Below are 17,783 nucleotides of genomic sequence, written 5' to 3'. Positions count from 1 at the left end.
AGCTTATTAACTACTGAAGTAAGCTCTTACATTTTTACCTTCTACCCAGTTCATGAAAGCCTTATTAACAACTTTATTACCTCCTGGTGTTGGGTAATTACCTGAGAAATACCAATCTCCTTTATGATCAGGACATGCAATATGCAAGTTGTCCAATGTCTGGAAAATGACTTTTACTTCTGCTTTTAAGTGATGAGGTGTAATGATTCTTGCAATCTCATTTGAAATCTCTTCATCAGTAAAAGGTTCGTAAATTTCTTTAACGTAATTGTCTATATCATCAATATCAGCTGTTATGGAAACCAAACATTTCTGATAGACTTCATCAATTATATGTGCCAATCCACGTTTTCTTAATAAAGAAACTGCAGCCTCAAATGCGACAAACTCGCCCATTCTAGACATATCGATACCATAACAATCTGGATAACGGATTTGCGGCGCCGAAGATACGATAACAATCTTTTTAGGATTCAGACGATCTAAAATCGTTAAGATACTTTGTTTTAAGGTTGTTCCTCTTACAATGGAATCATCAATCGCTACGATAGTATCTTCATGATCTTTCACAATACCATAGGTCGTATCATACACATGCTGTACCATATCTGTACGATCGGCATCTTGTGTAATGAAAGTGCGCAGTTTGGCATCCTTGACATTCAGTTTCTCAAAACGAGGGTGAATGCTTAAAATATCTTCCAATTCGCCATCTTCAATTTTATCCGCTCTATTGAGTAGTGCATCTTTTTGAAAATCTCTTACGTAAGTATTGATACCATCCATCAAACCATAGTAGGAAACTTCAGCTGTATTAGGGATGAAAGAAAATACGGTATTCTTAATATTATTGTCAATTGCGCTTAGCACCTGTGGACACAAAAGACGTCCCAGTTGCTTACGTTCTTTGTAAATATCTGCATCAGAACCTCTAGAGAAATAAATACGTTCGAAAGAACATGATTTTTGTTCAACAGGCTCTCTAAACATTTCCTCGGTCACGGTACCATCTTTCTTGGCGATTAAGGCATGACCAGGTTTAATTTCCTGAACTTTATCGATTGAGATATTAAATGCTGTCTGAATAACCGGTCTTTCCGAAGCAACGACAAGTACCTCATCATCTTTATAATAAAAAGCTGGACGGATACCCGCTGGATCACGCATGACAAATGCATCTCCATGTCCAAATATACCGGCAATCGTGTAGCCACCATCCCAAGTTTTTGCCGAACGAGTTAAAATTTTCGGAACATCTAAATTTTGAGCAATTAGCGAACTGATTTCAATATTTGAATACCCTTCTTGCTTAAACTTATCGAATAAGTCTTGGTTTTCATCATCTAAGAAATGTCCGATTTTTTCTAGCACAGTGACTGTATCTGCTTTTTCTTTGGGATGCTGACCCAATTCATACAATTGTTGCAATAACTCGTCAACATTTGTCATATTAAAGTTTCCAGCAACAACCAAATTGCGAGACATCCAGTTATTTTGTCTTAAAAAAGGATGACAGCTTTCAATGCTATTTTTTCCATGAGTACCATAACGCAAGTGGCCTAGCAATACCTCTCCGGTAAAACTAACATTATCTTTTAACCATTGCGTATCCTTAGATTGCTCTGGATAAGCCTTTTGCACCGAAGCAAACTTCTTTTGTACATATTCGAAGATATCAGCTACAGCACTGGATCCCATCGCTCTGTAACGAGAAATGTATCGATTTCCTGGCTTGACATCGAATTTAATGGTTGCAATACCCGCGCCATCTTGACCACGGTTGTGCTGTTTTTCCATCAATAAGTACAATTTGTTTATGCCGTAGTAAGGCGTACCGTATTTTTCCTGGTAATAAGAAAGGGGCTTTAACAGTCGAATAAGTGCTATACCGCACTCGTGTTTAATTGAGTCGCTCATATCTTGATTTGATGTCGCAAAAATAGCAAATAATTATAATTAGTTGTATCAAAAAAAGACTCCTGTTTTTAAAAATTACAACTAGAAGACAAGCAAAACTATCTGGCTAGCTGTTGCAAAGCGACTTGCAACACTTTAACATCATCTACACCATCTAAATGTTTCAATAATTTTTTTGTTTTGGCGTCATAGATATAAAGTGAAGGGGTCTGTGTGGGCTTGAACAAAGAGATAAATTGCCCGTCGGGATCCCTAATAAAAGATACTTTGGACTCTGGTTTCAACTTCTTAGCAAACATATTGATAAATCCATCGACATATTCACGGTCATTCATGGCGACGAAGTAAAATTTAATACGCTTAAAAGTGCTCATCTGCTCTGCGATCCCGGCTCCCATTTTTTGACAATGACTGCATCCAGTATCATAATAATTAAACACAATAAGACCATCTTTGGGTAGATCTGCAGGTTTAAAATCCTTTCCTGTATATAACTCCTGCAGGGAAAAATTAGGTATCTGATGCGGTGCCTGAGCGCTGGCATGCTGTGCTGATAATACTAAAAATGTAATGAATAGAAATGTAAATGTCCTCATGAGATCAAAAAATAAAATGCTATTGAATCAGGTTAAATATACGAGACAAATTGTACACATGACACCATTATGTTAGTTTATTTACAAAAAATAACGTAAGTTTGATTGATTAAATTTTTTTAGAACGTCACTTAACACAATTAAACTGTGAAAAAACGTATTGCCATATTTGCTTCAGGTTCTGGTTCCAACGCCCAAAAAATAATGGAGTATTTTAAATATTCTGAAGATGCCGAGATCGCTATTGTATTGAGTAATAATGCCGATGCTTATGTCATCCAGAGAGCTGACAATTTTGAAATACCTGTACATGTATTTGACCGTGAAGAGTTTTTCAAATCGGACGAAATTGTTAAAATGCTAAAAAATTTAAACATCGACTTAATTGTACTTGCAGGATTCCTTTGGTTAGTTCCACCCCATTTATTACAAGCTTTTCCCAATAAGATCATCAATATACATCCAGCGCTATTACCTAAATACGGTGGCAAAGGTATGTATGGCGATCATGTCCATAAAGCTGTATTGGCAAACAAGGAAACAGAGCATGGTATAACCATTCATTTTGCTAATGAGCATTTTGATGAAGGGGAAGTCATTTATCAAGGGCGATTTAAAGTAGAACCGCAAGATACCTTAGAGGTTATTAAGTTCAAAGGACAGCAACTGGAGCATCAGCAGTACCCTAAAGTCATCGACAACTTACTTAAAAAAATGTAATTTAACACTTTTTTATTTAGACTGCTTATAAATAATATGTATCTTTGCGCTATGGATACTTTAGAATTGCAAGGATTAGGATTTCAAGATACGCTTTCAAAGGAGAAAATGGATTTTTGTGCAGATACAAAAGCATCAAGTCCATTCTCTCCTTTTTCATGTGCATGTTTTAAAAAATGTTGTAAGAAATATAAAAAAGGTAATCGATGCAGTAAATGTCCAAAACGTTAATCTATACTACTCTTCCAGATAGTTTAGATCTTTATCAAAACTTTCTTCCAGTTGTGTTAGCGCATAGATGGCGATTCCTGAAAGGAAAAAGACCATGACAAAAGCCGCAATGATAATCCCCCATTGATTGACAAGAATCCCATACAACATGGTCGAAGGGATCAGCGCGCCACGGACAAAATTAGGTGCAGTGGTCGCAACTGTGGCTCTCAAATTGGTACCGAACTGTTCTGCGGAGATCGTTACAAAAGTAGCCCAATATCCAATCCCCAGCCCCATAAAAAAGCATAACCAGACAAATCTGGTTTCCGATAAACCATCACTTAGCAGATACCAGGATGCACTGATCAAAATCACCATTTGACATATTAATACCACTTTTTTTCGAGATTTTAATACTTGCGCCAATAAACCGGCCAGCAGATCACCCAACGAAATACCAAGATAAGTAAACAATACCCCTTTTCCAGCGCTCAATGTTGCGGGAGCGTGCAGCGCTTTTCCGATCTCCGGAGCTTGGGTGACTAATACACCTACGACAAACCAAATGGGCAATCCGATACATAAGCAGTATAGATATCTCTTAAATCTGTGTTTATCCGTAAAAAGCATACTGAACTTGCCTTTAACGACCGTCTTACTTTCTGCTGTTTTAAACAAACCAGATTCCAGCGCTCCTACGCGCATTAGTAAGAGCAACAGCCCCATCCCACCACCGACAAAATAGGCCGTACGCCAATCATACTGTTCAGATATGAAATATCCAAGTACCGCACCCAGTACACCTACTGTTGCCACCAACATAGTTCCGTAACCACGTTTTGACTTGTGCATACTTTCACTGACCAATGTAATTCCGGCACCTAATTCACCTGCCAATCCGATACCCGCAACAAAACGAATAATACCGTATGTCATCACATCCTGAACAAAACCATTATAGATATTGGCCAAGGAGTATAATAAAATAGAACCAAATAAAACTTTCAGTCGACCAAACTTATCCCCTATAATTCCCCATATCACACCACCAATCAATAAGCCCCCCATCTGCATATTCAATACAAACTCACCTTCGGCACGCATATCTTGGGGTGATACACCTATTTCTTCAAATGATTTGACCCGTACAATCGAAAAAATAATCAGATCGTAGATATCCACAAAATACCCCAACGATGCCACAAGAACAATGATCCAAACATTCCTGTTTGTGTGCGAATTTGATTGGTTAGTCATAATTCAATTTTTTATAAAAGTATCATTGTACAAGCATTTTTACAAGTTAAATAGCAAACGATTTTTAATTTATTGTATTACCTTTGCGCGATGTTGTATAGTCCGAAATCTCTAAAATGGTTATTGAGAATCTACCCTCCTTTTTTATTCCAGCGGATATGGGTTCAACGAATTTATCCTGATTTTCAAGGTGTCGACGTTAAAATCATCAAAAGTATTTTTAACAAAAACACTAACAATACCATATTTGGTGGAACGATATTTTCAGCAGTCGATCCCTTTTATGCCATACTAATCGACCAGCGACTGCAGGCTCATGGCTTTAAAAAAACTGTAGCTTGGCTCAAATCAGCATCTATTGAATATAAAAAGCCTGGCTTGACCAATCTTAAATTTTCGATCAAAATCGATGACTCTGATTTCAATGCTTGTATGGATACCTTAAAAAGTAGAGGAAGGATGATCAAAACGTTTTCTGTCGAAATTGTCAACGATCAAAATGAAATATGTGCCATAGCCAAGAATGAAATCTACATTCGTGACTTGAATTTTACATACACAAGGGTATAATTAGCTATTATCTTCCTGATCTATTTGGTATCTTTGTCTATAACAGACAAAATATTTCGATATGAAAAAATTAGCTTTCTTAATTGCATCAGCTTTTGCGATTACTTCATGTAACAATAGCTCAAACACCAATAACCAAAATGATTTAGCTAAAACGCAAGAAGAAACCATGAAAATTCATGATGAGATCATGCCACAAGTAAGCGTATTTGACAAAGATGCTGTTACGATCGACTCTATCTTAACGCATCTTAAAGCAATCAAAACAGCTAAGCCGGCGCTTGATACAACTCAAACTCGTCAAGAGTTAACCCAGTTAAAAAAGAATCTTGAAGAAGCTACAGATCACATGATGGACTGGATGAAAGGGTACAGTGCAGATTCTACCACAGTAGATTACGCCAATCGCGAATTAACTAAAGTTAAAGATATGAAAGCTGTATTTGATCGTGTATCAAAAGAAAAACAAGAAATCTTAAACAAGTATTAGTATGATCAAATCATTTCATATTCGTGCTTCATTCTTCTTAGCACTTGCGGCATTGGGAATTTCTAGCTGCCAATCCAATACAGCTACTCTTCCGATCTATGGTCAACGTGAACCTGTTGAAAAAATTGTTGATGGTAAAACCATTACGGATACGCTTTATCATACCATACCCGCGTTTAAATTTTTAAATCAAGATAGTACTTATATCACGGACAAGAATTACGATAATAAAGTATATATCGCGAATTTCTTTTTCACACACTGTCCAAGTATCTGCCCTACCATGAATAGAAATCTGTTGAAGGTCTATGAGCAATATAAAGATAGTGATCAAGTTTATTTCCTCTCCCATAGCATTGATTTTAAATATGACCAACCTCATGTATTAAAAGAATATGCTCATAAATTGGGCGTTAGCAACGATCACTGGAATTTTGTGACAGGCTCAAAGGCGGACATCTATGGAATCGCTAATCAGTATCTCGTTTATACTGCTGAAGACAAAAATGCTCCAGGAGGTTACGATCATCAAGGCTATCTGGTCTTAATCGATAAACAAAAACGTATCCGTGGTGCATATGATGGAACAAATGACGAGCAAGTGGCCAAATTACAAAAAGAGCTTGCGATCCTATTACAAGAAAAGTAAAATGACCAAAATATATAGTTTAGGTGTACTAATTTCCATCTATATTTTTAGTGCCATGAGCGGCTGTCAATCTGGTGAGGACATTAAAACTGCACAATATGCTGTGAATGGACAAAAAATATATATCAATCACTGTAAAAATTGTCATGGGGATAAGGGTGAAGGTCTAGGGCTTTTATATCCCCCCTTAACGGATGTTGATTTTTTAACGAAAAATAGGGAACGTCTATCCTGTATCGTCAGAAATGGTTTACAGGAAGAAATAACTGTTGCAGGAAAAACCTTTAATACGATTATGCCTGCAAACGAAACGTTAACAGATATTGATATTGCTTATGTTTTGACTTACATAACCACTAATTTTGCAAAACAAGATAAAATATTCAGTCTTGAAGAAGTACAAGAAGATTTGAAAAATTGTAAGTAAGTACGTTAAATATCTATAAAGAAGCTTAGTTTTTATAAACTAGGCTTTTTTTATGGCTAAAAATAAAAAAAGAAAGGTTTTCAAACGGGGAGAATGAAAACCTTTACTAACCAATTATAAACCTAAATTATGATGTGCAAATATAGATCATACAAAATGATTAGCAAACTAACTGATGTTAAATTTACGTTAACATTTCCTGCATCGCGATGGAGATGGCTATAATGAATAAAATTCATCTTTTCATTACATTATTTTGACAGATAGATCTAATTAAAATTTCTACATTTGGAACCGAATGAACGTTCAATACACAAAAAATAATTCAAAAGTGATTTCCATATTTGAGACCACCTTAAGGTTGATCAAAGATCATGGTTTTCATGGCACAGCAATGAGTAAAATCGCTCAAGATGCTGATGTCGCAATCGGCACCATATACCATTACTTTCCTTCAAAAGATGATTTGATCGTCAGCTTGTTTCAATATTGCGGAGACGCACTCCATGAATCAATTTTTGAGTCCATCCAGGAGGAATTAACGTATAAGGAAACTTTTTTTCACATATGGAAGGGGTTTGTCAAATTTTATCGAGAAAACGTAGAAATGTTTAGTTTTTTTGAACAATTTTACTCTTCTCCATATTATAAAGTGAACAGTTACGAAACGAACGAATCGATTAGTGGTCAGAGCAGTATCCTCAAATTTTTAACAGAAGGTATTAAAATAGGTGAACTTAAAAACACCAATGTTGAAGTACTCGCTTGTATATTCTTTGGAACTGCTGTATCAGCAATTAAAGGAGTAAAGCACAATAAATTAAAATCAAATGAAAGTATCTCGGATGTTGTAGAAATCATTTGGGATGGAGTTAAAAATAAATAATTATATGAAGTTTAGACAAATAGCCTTCTCTTTGGCAGCCCTAACGACCGTATGGAATGTTAGTTATGCCCAACAAACAGGCAATGAGGCATTACCTGCTAGAGCAAATTTGCAGCAACTTATTGACTATGCCCTTAATAATAAGATTAGTCTTAAGCAGGCTGCAATTGATGAAGAAATTGGCGAAAAAGATATTGACATTGCCTTATCTGGCTGGTTGCCTCAGGTCAATGCGAATGGTTCTTATAACTACAATGTAAAGGTACCAACTTCTTTTATAGGTGGTCAAAACATTGCGCTAGGACAAAAAAATGCGAGTGCCCTGACCCTGCAGGCTGATCAACAGATTTTGAATCCTGCATTGATGCAAGCTTCAAAAGCAGCGACACTCATCCGTCAATCCAATAAACAAAATACAGAAAATCAAAAGATCAATACGGTCGTTGAAGTGAGTAAAGCGTATTATGATATCTTGACGAGTGAAGAGCAGATCAAAATCGTACGTGAAAATATTACTCGACTTCAAAAGCAATATAACGATGCCAAAGTACGGTACGAAGTGGGGATGGTTGATAAAACCGATTTCAAGAGAGCACAGATTGCATTAAGCAATGCCAATGCTGACGAGAAACGTACCATTGAACTGCGCCGCTACAAATACGATTATTTAAAGAATTTGTTAGCCGTGGATCACCAAGCTGACATTACTTTATCTTTTGAGAATGCCGATATGGAAAACCAGATTTTGATTGACACGACTTCATCAGCAAGCGTGACCAACAGAATCGAATTCCAACAATTGCAAACGTCTAAAAAAATGCAGGCATTGGAAACTCAATATTATAAATGGACTTACTTACCAAATGTAAGTGCATTTTACAATTATGCTTTCAATTATAGAGACAACAAATTTAAAGATCTATATAAAGACAATTTCCCAAGTTCTGTGGCGGGGTTATCGGTCTCAATCCCAATCTTTCAAGGATTTAAGAGAAAACATCAGATCTATCAATCAAAACTTCGCGAGAGTAGAATTGATTTAAGCATGGAGGATTTGAAAAACCAAATCAATACGGAATATGCGCTTGCTACAGCATCCTACAATGCTAATTTAATTGACTGGAAAACGTCAAAAGATAATGTCGATCTATCTAAAGAAGTATACGACACCATTAAGTTGCAATATGACGAAGGGATCAAAACTTATTTGGACTTAATGACAGCGGAGACTGATCTCAAGACGAGTCAATTGAATTATTTAAATGCGCTTTATGCACTTCTTTCCAGCAAGTTAGATGTTCAAAAAGCTTTAGGAACTGTAGATACAAAATAAACAACATTTAGAAACCAAGAATATCATGAATAAAAAACATTTATTAGCCGCTTTTTTTATTGGAACTACGCTAATTTGGCAGTCATGTGGCAATAAAGATGCGCAGAAACAACAGGCTGCGCAGCAAGCAGAGCGTGTTGTACCTGTATCACTTGCTACAGCCACTGAAGAGATCGTTACGGGCAACCAAACTTATCCAGCTACTGTAAAACCTTTGAATGAAGCCGAATTATTTGCTGAAGTTTCTGGTTATGTAACAAAAATATTTGTCACTGATGGAGCGTCTGTCTCCAAAGGTCAAAAACTATATGAAATAGATGGCACACGCTATACCGCAGCTTTAGATCAGGCGAGAGCCAATCTGAGAATTGCGCAATCCAATTTGGATCGTGTACAAACAGATTTAAACCGCTACCAAGCATTAGCAGACAAAGATGCGATCGCGAAACAAACATTGGACTACGCGAAAACAGATGTGGCCAATCAAAAAGCCCAAATTTTGGGCGTTCAAGCCGCGGTAACAACAGCTCAAACAAATTTAAATCGTTCGACCATCCGTGCTCCTTTTGCGGGTATTGTCGGTATATCGGAAGTACGTCTTGGAGCTTTGGTCAATCCTGGTACTACGCGTCTAAATACGCTATCATCTGTCAACCCAGTTGCAGTAGAAATTCAAGTAAGCGAGCGTGATATTCCGCAATTTGTCAATTTACAAAAATCAGGGTCTGCAGCTCAGATCAATGCTGTATTGCCAGATGGTACTGAATACGCTTCTTCTGGTCGAATCACAACGATTGACCGCGCTGTAGACCCACAGACAGGAACAATTAAAGTACGTGCTAATTTTGACAATGCAAGCAATATTTTGAGAGCAGGCATGAATCTTTCGTTAAACGTTAAAACGAATTCTGCTACAGAAGAAGTGGTTATTCCATATAAAGCTATTCAAGATCAATTAGGTGTATTTAATGTATACGTAGTTGGCGATAGCAGTAAAGCGGAACAACGTAAAGTGGAGTTAGGTATAAAACTAGGCGATAAAGTAGTCGTAAAATCAGGACTTAAAGTCGGTGAAAAAATTGTTGTTGACGGTATTATGAATGTGCAAACAGGAGTAAAAGTTGCTGAAGCTCCTGCTGGAGCGCCAGATGCAAGTGCTGCAAAAAAATAATTTTCACAGATTTTATAAGATATACAAAAACATATGATTTCAGAAGTTTTTATAAAAAGACCCGTCACAGCCATTGTTATTTCCCTATTGATTTTGATCGTAGGAGGAATTTCAATTGTGTCTTTGCCGATCAGTCAGTATCCATCCGTAGCGCCGCCAACCGTATCGGTCACAGCGAACTATACGGGAGCGGATGCCCAAACTGTCGAACAGACAGTAACGACACCAATCGAGAGTCAAATTAATGGTACTCCAGGCATGCTTTACATGTCTTCTAATAGTACATCAAATGGTCAATCACAGATTACAGTAACCTTTGAAGTAGGTACTGATATTGATATTGCGACACTGGATGTACAAAACCGTGTCGGTATTGCCGAACCTGCACTACCTGAAGCCGTTAAACGTCTAGGAGTTACAACGCGTAAAGCAAATACCGATATCTTGATGTTGGTTTCTCTGGTATCTCCAAAGGGTACACGTGATGCAAAATTTTTAGATAACTATGCCAATTTATACATTAAAGATGCATTATTACGTGTCAATGGTGTTGGTGAGGTGACCGCATTTGGGCAACCATTCTCCATGCGTGTGTGGTTAGATGCAAATAAATTAACAAGTTTAAGACTAACTCCTGCTGATGTATCTGCAGCTATTGGTGAACAAAACTTAAGAATCCCGGGAGGATCAGTAGGTTCTTCTCCTCAAAAATCGGATCAGGTATTTGAATATCCAGTGATCACAGATTCAGATTTATCTTCAGTAGAAGATTTTGAAGATATTATTGTGAAATCAAATACGGATGGATCGATTGTTTTATTAAAAGATGTAGCCCGAGTTGAATTAGGTCAATTTAGTTATGCGACCAGTACACGTGTAAATGGGATGACATCTTCGGGTATGATGGTATCTCAAACGCCAGGAGGTAATGCTGTTCAATCGGCAGAAGGTATCTATTCCGCATTGGAACGTTTGAAAAAATCATTTCCTGATGATGTTGATTATGTCGTAGGTTATGAAACCATTTCCGTTGTAAATGCTTCTATCGAATCCGTTATCCATACCTTGATCGAAGCCTTACTATTGGTAACATTAGTGGTATTTTTCTTCCTACAATCATGGAGAGCAACTCTAATTCCGGTATTAGCGATCCCTGTATCTATTGTAGGTACTTTTATTTTCTTCTTATTGTTTGGTTTCTCGATCAATAACTTGACTTTACTGGCATTCGTACTTGCAATTGGTATTGTGGTGGATGACGCGATTGTCGTCGTCGAGGCGGTACAGCATTATATTGACCATTATAAAATGTCAGCAGCAGATGCAACACGTCGCGCCATGAAAGACATTACAGCTCCTGTTATTGCGATTGCATTGATTCTTTCGGCTGTATTCGTACCCGTAGGGTTTATCCCGGGTATGGTGGGACAATTGTACCAACAATTCTCCATTACCATTGCTGTATCGGTCATGTTATCGGCATTTATTGCCTTATCATTGACTCCAGCTTTATGTTCGATCATGTTAAGACCAACAGCAGTTCATGCTGAAGCTAAGGGGCTCAACAAGTTCTTTTACAAGTTTAACATCTGGTTTGAAAGGGTAACGAACAAATATTCACGCGGTGTAAAATATTGTATCAAAAAAGCACCTATGGCGCTTATCATTTTACTCTGTATCTTCATCGGTACAGGATATATGTTCAACAAAAAGCCAACTGGATTTATCCCTGGTGAAGACAATGGTATGTTCTTCGCTGGTATCACGCTTCCAGAGGGATCCTCTTCAACTCGTACAAAAGAAATTCTACATGAAGTAGAACAAGAGTTACGTAAAGATTATCCGGAGATAAAAGATATTACCGCCATTGCAGGTATTAATATTTTGAACCGTGCTTTCCAACCAAACGTAGCAACGGTCTTCGTTTCGTTAAAACCTTGGGGTGAAAGAGCACGTACAGCAAATCAAATTACAGGTGGTATCATGGGTAAATATGCAGGTTATACCAAAGCTCGCGTACTTGCTGTAACTCCTCCTGCTATTCCAGGATTAGGTACATCCGGTGGTTTCAGTTTAATGATTCAGGATCAACAAACCGTAGATATCAAAGTTTTTGAAGGCGTTGTTGGTAAATTTTTAGCTGCAGCTAATCAAAGACCAGAGATTGGAATGGCTTATACCCTATTTAACACAAAAACTCCAAATTACAAGTTATCTGTTAATAGAGAGCAAGCTAAAAAAATGGGCGTTCCGGTTTCGACCATCTACTCCACTATATCGGCCTACTTGGGATCATCGTATATCAATGATTTTACCAGATATGGACGTAACTTTAGGGTAGTATCACAGGCGGATCAAAATTACCGCATGAATATTGAAGATATCAACAAACTATATGTCAACAATAGTCGTGGAGAATCCGTTCCTTTAGGTTCATTGGTTACTTGGAATTTGGTACAAAACCCTGCTATTATCAATCACTATAATATCTTTAGAAGTATCGAGGTGAGTGGTAGTGCAGCTCCAGGTTATTCTTCTGGTGATGCTATTAGAGCTCTTCAGGAGGTTGCTGCAGAAACATTACCAAACGGATATTCGTATGATTTCTCAGGATTGGCTTTACAAGAGACCAAATCTGGAAATATGACGATTATGATTTTCGGTCTTTGTATTTTGTTTGTATTCTTATTATTGGCTGCACTCTACGAAAGTTGGTCAGTGCCATTCTCGATTTTACTATCGGTACCTCTAGGGGTGTTTGGAGCGATTTTAACGTTAACTTTGATTCCTGCGTTGGATAATAATATCTATGCTCAAATTGGTTTAGTTGCCATCATTGGTTTGGCCGCTAAAAATGCCATTTTGATCGTGGAGTTTGCCAAGGAACGTGTCGATATCGGTATGAACTTGTACGACGCAACGCTTGATGCGGTTAAACTTCGTCTTCGTCCGATTATCATGACATCATTTGCGTTTATATTAGGTATCATACCCTTAATGCTCTCAAAAGGTGCTGGAGCGATTTCACGTCAGACGATTGGCTGGACCGTATTTGGTGGTATGACTGCAGCGACTGTATTAGCGATATTTATCGTTCCTGTATTGTTCGTTGTGATCACACGATTAGCTTATGGTAAGAAAAAATTAGCAGAATTAGAGGCTAATTTTGATGAAGAAAAAGCGAAAAACTTGTCTGCTCACTAGACATTAAAACAAACTCAACAGGACAAAGAAAGCCTTTCAATTCAATTTGAAAGGCTTTCTTTTTTTTATTTCGCGTATCCAAACTTTACCTTACTCTATCATCACAACATTCTTACATGGTAACCTTGATATTGATACTAACAAATCTGTAATTTAGCTCATTAAACCTAATCAAAATCATGAAATTAAAATTTCTCACGTTGCTATTGCTTACTGGAGCAATGACAACAACACTACATGCCCAATCTGCTAAAGATTATGCAGATGCGTATCAAGATTTACAAGTATTTGAAAGCCCCTTAGCGCTTAAGCTCAGAAAAGGAATTAAAAAAAATGATCTCAACAAAATCAAAAATCCGCAAGTCAAAGAGGTCGCGATTGCCATACTTAAAAATCAATACGATCAAACTTATAGGTTTGCTGAATACAAAGCTATTCTCAGCCCCTCAACATTGGGACATAGCTTAATGATTGGTGATGGTTATAGCAAATATGAAAACATGACCGGCATCTATCTTCCTGTAGGACGTCATATTATATCGGCAGACCATATTTCTGCTGATCATGATGTTAAATTGATCATTCCGAATTGGAACCGCAGAGCTCCTGAAGGAATGGATCCGACCAAAGATCCCAAAGGATGGGGCATTGTTAAGCAAGAATTCAAACTCAAGAATGGTGTCAACATCATTGATGTCAAAGATTTTGATGGTTTGGCCTATATCGACTATTTCTCTGAAGATCCTAAAAATGAGAAAGCAATCCAAGTACATTTTATGGGTAGCGCAGTCAATGGTTACTTTGATATTACGAAAAACAACGATGAAGATTGGAACAGATTAGTAGATCAAGCTGTGTATCCGATTATAGATGCCAAAGGTCGCCACATTCAGATCGCCTACCCTACTGCCGATATCAAAAAATATGCTTATGGAAAAGGTGTCGAATTGATCAGTAATTATGATTCCTTGATTTACAGGCAGCACCGGATTATGGGACTTATTAAATATAACAAAGTCCCTGAAAACAAAATTCTATCGCGCGTAAACTATAATTATTATATGTTTCGTGATGGTGATGGGGTCGCTTATATGGGTACAGACCCGGGCAATGCGATGCCACTAGTTGTAGATCCGGCCCGAGTGATCAAAGGAGATCCATGTTGGGGTTTTTCACACGAAGTAGGACACGTGCATCAATTAAGACCTTACTTAAATTGGGGAGGATTGGGCGAAGTGAGCAACAATATTTTCTCTCTGTATGTCACCACTTCTTATGGCAATAAAAGCCGTCTTTCGGCACAAAATAATTACAAAAAATCAAGAGAAAGTATTATCAATCGCAAGATCAGTTACCTACAAGATCCGGATGTATTCAATCGTTTAGTTCCTTTCTGGCAACTTCAATTGTACTTCGCAAATCAAGGTCATAATCCTAATTTTTATCCCGATCTATTTGAAGCTTTTCGCCAACAGAATCCAGAACGTAGAAGCAGACGGGGTGGCGGTCAAGTCATGGGCGATCGCGGAAACAACCCTGCAATACATCAATTGAATTTTGTAAAAACAGCATCAAAGGTTGCAAAACTTGATCTATCCGATTTCTTTGACCTGTATGGCTTCTTCTATGTCGGAAAATTTACTTATGATGATTATGGCAACTATACTTATGAAATGACTCAGGAAATGGTCGATAAGTGTAAACAGGAAATTAAACAGTTGAACCTTCCCAAACCAAGTATGGATATATCTAAGTTAACGGATTAATCTTATCTTATTCAAAAATATATTGCTAACTGTAAATTCTATATTTCTTTACATACTAAATCTGAATGTAAATAATTCACATTTATCATCTAATGCGGAATTATTTAGACACGTACCTCACAAACACATAGGAGAAGTAGCAATCATTTCAAATAAAAAGCCCGATAATATATCGGGCTTTAGATGATTAGTTGACGCTAGTTTTGTTTTTATTATTGATTTTGAACTCTTCAAACTCTTTGAACAATCTTAAAAGTTTAAACGTTGAGCTTATCAGCTCGTTTGTCTCTAACAAAATAGAGAAGTACAATTTACTGTTCTTCGGACTATTTTCAGTCGTCCGGATGTGGTCAATCTGCTTGTCTAAAAGATTGTTAATGACTTTCTGTAGCTGATCGCGTTGCTTCATCGTTGAATCAAGCTTTAAGAAGTCACGGCGCTTATATAGATTATATACTTCGGCATACCAGTTACCAAGCTCATTGGCAACCTGCCTCAGATCATTGCCTTGATATTCCTTAAGCAGTTTATGGTTATTATCGACATGATTGTGTGCATTGCCCGCAATAACGTAAAGGTTCTCCACGATATCTTGTAGGTAGCCTAAGGAAATAATGTAGAACCGACTCCCTTTTACCGATGTATCATCTAGGTTGCGAATGAAGTTGTAGAGATTGTCGTTAGTCGAGTCCAAATCGCGCAAGAATCTCTTAATCATTTTTTTGTTCATGGAAAGACTTGTCAAATCGTTTTTGATCAGGCCGTCCACAATTTCTTTATAGAAGATATTTGACTTGGCAAAAACTTCGCTTATCTGATCGGCACTAGCATCGGAAACCTGCTGCAGGGTATAGATATCTTCTCTGCCGAGTTTCAGTTTGCGCTCTGCTTGTACCGCAACTTTCTTTTTGTGGCTTTTAGCGTTATATACCAAGAGCACCGCTAAGAAGATTAATGCACCTACAAAGGTAATGATACCACCAATTTTAAGTAGGTAAGCGATCATAAATGCACCAGCAAAAGCTGTAGCAGCAGTAAGGAACCATCCTCCTATAACGTGGAATACACCAGATACACGATATACCGCACTTTCTCTATCCCAGGCTCTATCGGCAAAAGCCGTACCCATAGCGACCATAAATGTAACATAGGTCGTAGATAATGGGAGTTTCATGGATGTACCTAAAGCGATAAGACTACTGGCCACCATCAGGTTGACAGAGGCGCGCACCATATCAAACATCGGCTCTTCTTCCTTATTCTTTTTGCCTAAGGAAGTATTTTCGAAACGGCTATCTAAACGTGATCGTAGTGTACGTGGCATCAGATAGCTGATCGCTCCTCCAATATTTACAAAGCCGCGTACTATCCAACGTGATAAGGTATTAGGCTCAAATTTTTCGGAACCGCCGTCTTGACTGCTTAAACTCATCTCCGTTTCGATAACGGTCTTTGCTTTTTTGGAAGTCCATAGCGTAATCATCATGATAGCTCCTGCGATAAATAAAATCCAAGCTGGGGCAACGATATCTGCAGAAGCTAATTCTGACATCATATAGGTGTCCGGATTGCCGCCAGATGCCTGAAAGAAACCGATGGCCTGAATAGCTGCTACCGGTACGCCGATAAAGTTGACCAGATCATTCCCCGCAAAAGATAGCGCTAAGGCGAATGTACCAATACCGATGATAACTTTAAGAATGTTAATCTTTAACCTGATCAGGATAAAACTAAAAATAGTGAACAGCACAAAGCTTCCCAATATTAAATGGAGCTCGTGTGTGTTAATCCACTCCTTTGTTGCTTTGTCAATGAAAGAAACTGTCTTCATTCCTTTTATAAGGATAAAGTAACTAATTGAAGCCAAGGCGATACCACCAAATATACCACCAAAGGATTTGATTTTATGTTCGTATTGAAAAGTGAATATGAGTCGAGAAAGATACTGAACCGCCATACCTACAGTAAAAGACAATAATACGGATAAGAGGATACTGACGACAATTTCTGATGCTTTCTCTGTATTAATATACTGTGACAGAGTTGACCAATCGCCCGAAGTGGTTGCAATTTTATAGAGTCCAAGACAGACAGCAGCTCCTAAGAGTTCAAAAACAATCGACACGGTTGTAGAGGTAGGGAGACCAAAATAGTTGAATACATCCAAGAGTATGATGTCTGTAATCATGACCGCTAGGAAGATAACTATGACATCATTAAAACTGAACATACCTGGAACATAAATTCCACTTCGTGCAATCTCCATCATTCCACTTGAAAAAACCGCCCCAGACAATATACCCGCACTAGCGAGAATCATAATCAGGCGGAAAGAAATAGCTTTGGAGCCAATGGCCGAATTTAAGAAATTGACAGCATCATTGGTTACGCCGACCATGAGGTCGATAATCCCTAAAGTGATCAGCGTAATAATTACGAGATATAAATAATTGTCCATAGTTATTATTTTTGCAAAGGTATGAACAAAAGATGACCCGTATATTAATTTAATGTTAAGTATCGTTTTTATTAACAACACATATAGTTAACGACATTAACAAACAAATTATATATTTCAGACGTA

General features: G+C 37.6%; 14 protein-coding genes. 10 read left to right on the top strand and 4 right to left on the bottom strand.

Going from position 1 to position 17,783, the window contains the following annotated elements:
- Positions 1–6 precede the first annotated feature (6 nt).
- The gene (locus B3P23_RS15085) at positions 7–1,917 is read right to left on the bottom strand and encodes a class II glutamine amidotransferase (protein ID WP_094773477.1); all 1,911 of its coding nucleotides are present in this window, start codon (positions 1,915–1,917) and stop codon (positions 7–9) included.
- Between the two features lie 98 nt (positions 1,918–2,015).
- Positions 2,016–2,513, bottom strand: a complete 498-nt coding sequence (locus B3P23_RS15080) for a TlpA family protein disulfide reductase (protein ID WP_293927642.1) — start codon at positions 2,511–2,513, stop codon at positions 2,016–2,018.
- Between the two features lie 147 nt (positions 2,514–2,660).
- On the opposite strand from B3P23_RS15080, the gene purN reads away from it, so the two are divergent.
- Positions 2,661–3,233, top strand: a complete 573-nt coding sequence (gene purN, locus B3P23_RS15075) for a phosphoribosylglycinamide formyltransferase (protein ID WP_248753281.1) — start codon at positions 2,661–2,663, stop codon at positions 3,231–3,233.
- A 237-nt stretch (positions 3,234–3,470) separates the two neighbouring features.
- On the opposite strand, the gene B3P23_RS15070 is transcribed toward purN, so the two are convergent.
- The gene (locus B3P23_RS15070; RefSeq protein ID WP_293927610.1) at positions 3,471–4,703 is read right to left on the bottom strand and encodes an MFS transporter; all 1,233 of its coding nucleotides are present in this window, start codon (positions 4,701–4,703) and stop codon (positions 3,471–3,473) included.
- Between the two features lie 90 nt (positions 4,704–4,793).
- Between B3P23_RS15070 and B3P23_RS15065 the strand changes: the two genes are divergently transcribed.
- From B3P23_RS15065 to B3P23_RS15025, 9 genes are all read left to right on the top strand, one after another.
- Positions 4,794–5,273, top strand: coding sequence for a DUF4442 domain-containing protein (locus tag B3P23_RS15065; RefSeq protein ID WP_045755818.1), 480 nt, complete (start codon positions 4,794–4,796; stop codon positions 5,271–5,273).
- A gap of 61 nt (positions 5,274–5,334) precedes the next feature.
- Entirely contained in the window at positions 5,335–5,763 is a 429-nt protein-coding gene (locus B3P23_RS15060) for a hypothetical protein (protein WP_045755817.1), read from the top strand.
- Position 5,764: 1 nt separating this feature from the next.
- Complete coding sequence (locus B3P23_RS15055; RefSeq protein ID WP_248753279.1) at positions 5,765–6,412, top strand: SCO family protein; 648 nt, start codon at positions 5,765–5,767, stop codon at positions 6,410–6,412.
- A 1-nt stretch (position 6,413) separates the two neighbouring features.
- Positions 6,414–6,839, top strand: coding sequence for a c-type cytochrome (locus B3P23_RS15050; RefSeq protein WP_293927603.1), 426 nt, complete (start codon positions 6,414–6,416; stop codon positions 6,837–6,839).
- Between the two features lie 298 nt (positions 6,840–7,137).
- Positions 7,138–7,725: a TetR/AcrR family transcriptional regulator gene (locus tag B3P23_RS15045; RefSeq protein WP_045752154.1), complete on the top strand. Its 588-nt coding sequence runs from the start codon at positions 7,138–7,140 to the stop codon at positions 7,723–7,725.
- 4 nt (positions 7,726–7,729) lie between these two features.
- A complete protein-coding gene (locus B3P23_RS15040; protein ID WP_293927599.1) occupies positions 7,730–9,058 on the top strand; it encodes a TolC family protein in 1,329 nt (442 codons plus the stop codon).
- A 25-nt stretch (positions 9,059–9,083) separates the two neighbouring features.
- A complete protein-coding gene (locus B3P23_RS15035) occupies positions 9,084–10,229 on the top strand; it encodes an efflux RND transporter periplasmic adaptor subunit (RefSeq protein WP_293927596.1) in 1,146 nt (381 codons plus the stop codon).
- 33 nt (positions 10,230–10,262) lie between these two features.
- Positions 10,263–13,433, top strand: coding sequence for an efflux RND transporter permease subunit (locus B3P23_RS15030; protein WP_260948948.1), 3,171 nt, complete (start codon positions 10,263–10,265; stop codon positions 13,431–13,433).
- 179 nt (positions 13,434–13,612) lie between these two features.
- Positions 13,613–15,199 (top strand): M60 family metallopeptidase, encoded by a 1,587-nt coding sequence (locus B3P23_RS15025; RefSeq protein ID WP_293927591.1) that lies wholly within the window; start codon positions 13,613–13,615, stop codon positions 15,197–15,199.
- A 187-nt stretch (positions 15,200–15,386) separates the two neighbouring features.
- On the opposite strand, the gene B3P23_RS15020 is transcribed toward B3P23_RS15025, so the two are convergent.
- Positions 15,387–17,657, bottom strand: coding sequence for an inorganic phosphate transporter (locus tag B3P23_RS15020; protein ID WP_293927588.1), 2,271 nt, complete (start codon positions 17,655–17,657; stop codon positions 15,387–15,389).
- Between the last annotated feature and the right edge of the window lie 126 nt (positions 17,658–17,783).

It is taken from the genome of Sphingobacterium sp. UBA6320, assembly GCF_002440335.1.
Lineage (GTDB): Bacteria > Bacteroidota > Bacteroidia > Sphingobacteriales > Sphingobacteriaceae > Sphingobacterium.
Note: the sequence above shows the minus strand (reverse complement) of the source record. Positions and strands in the feature narration are given on the sequence as shown.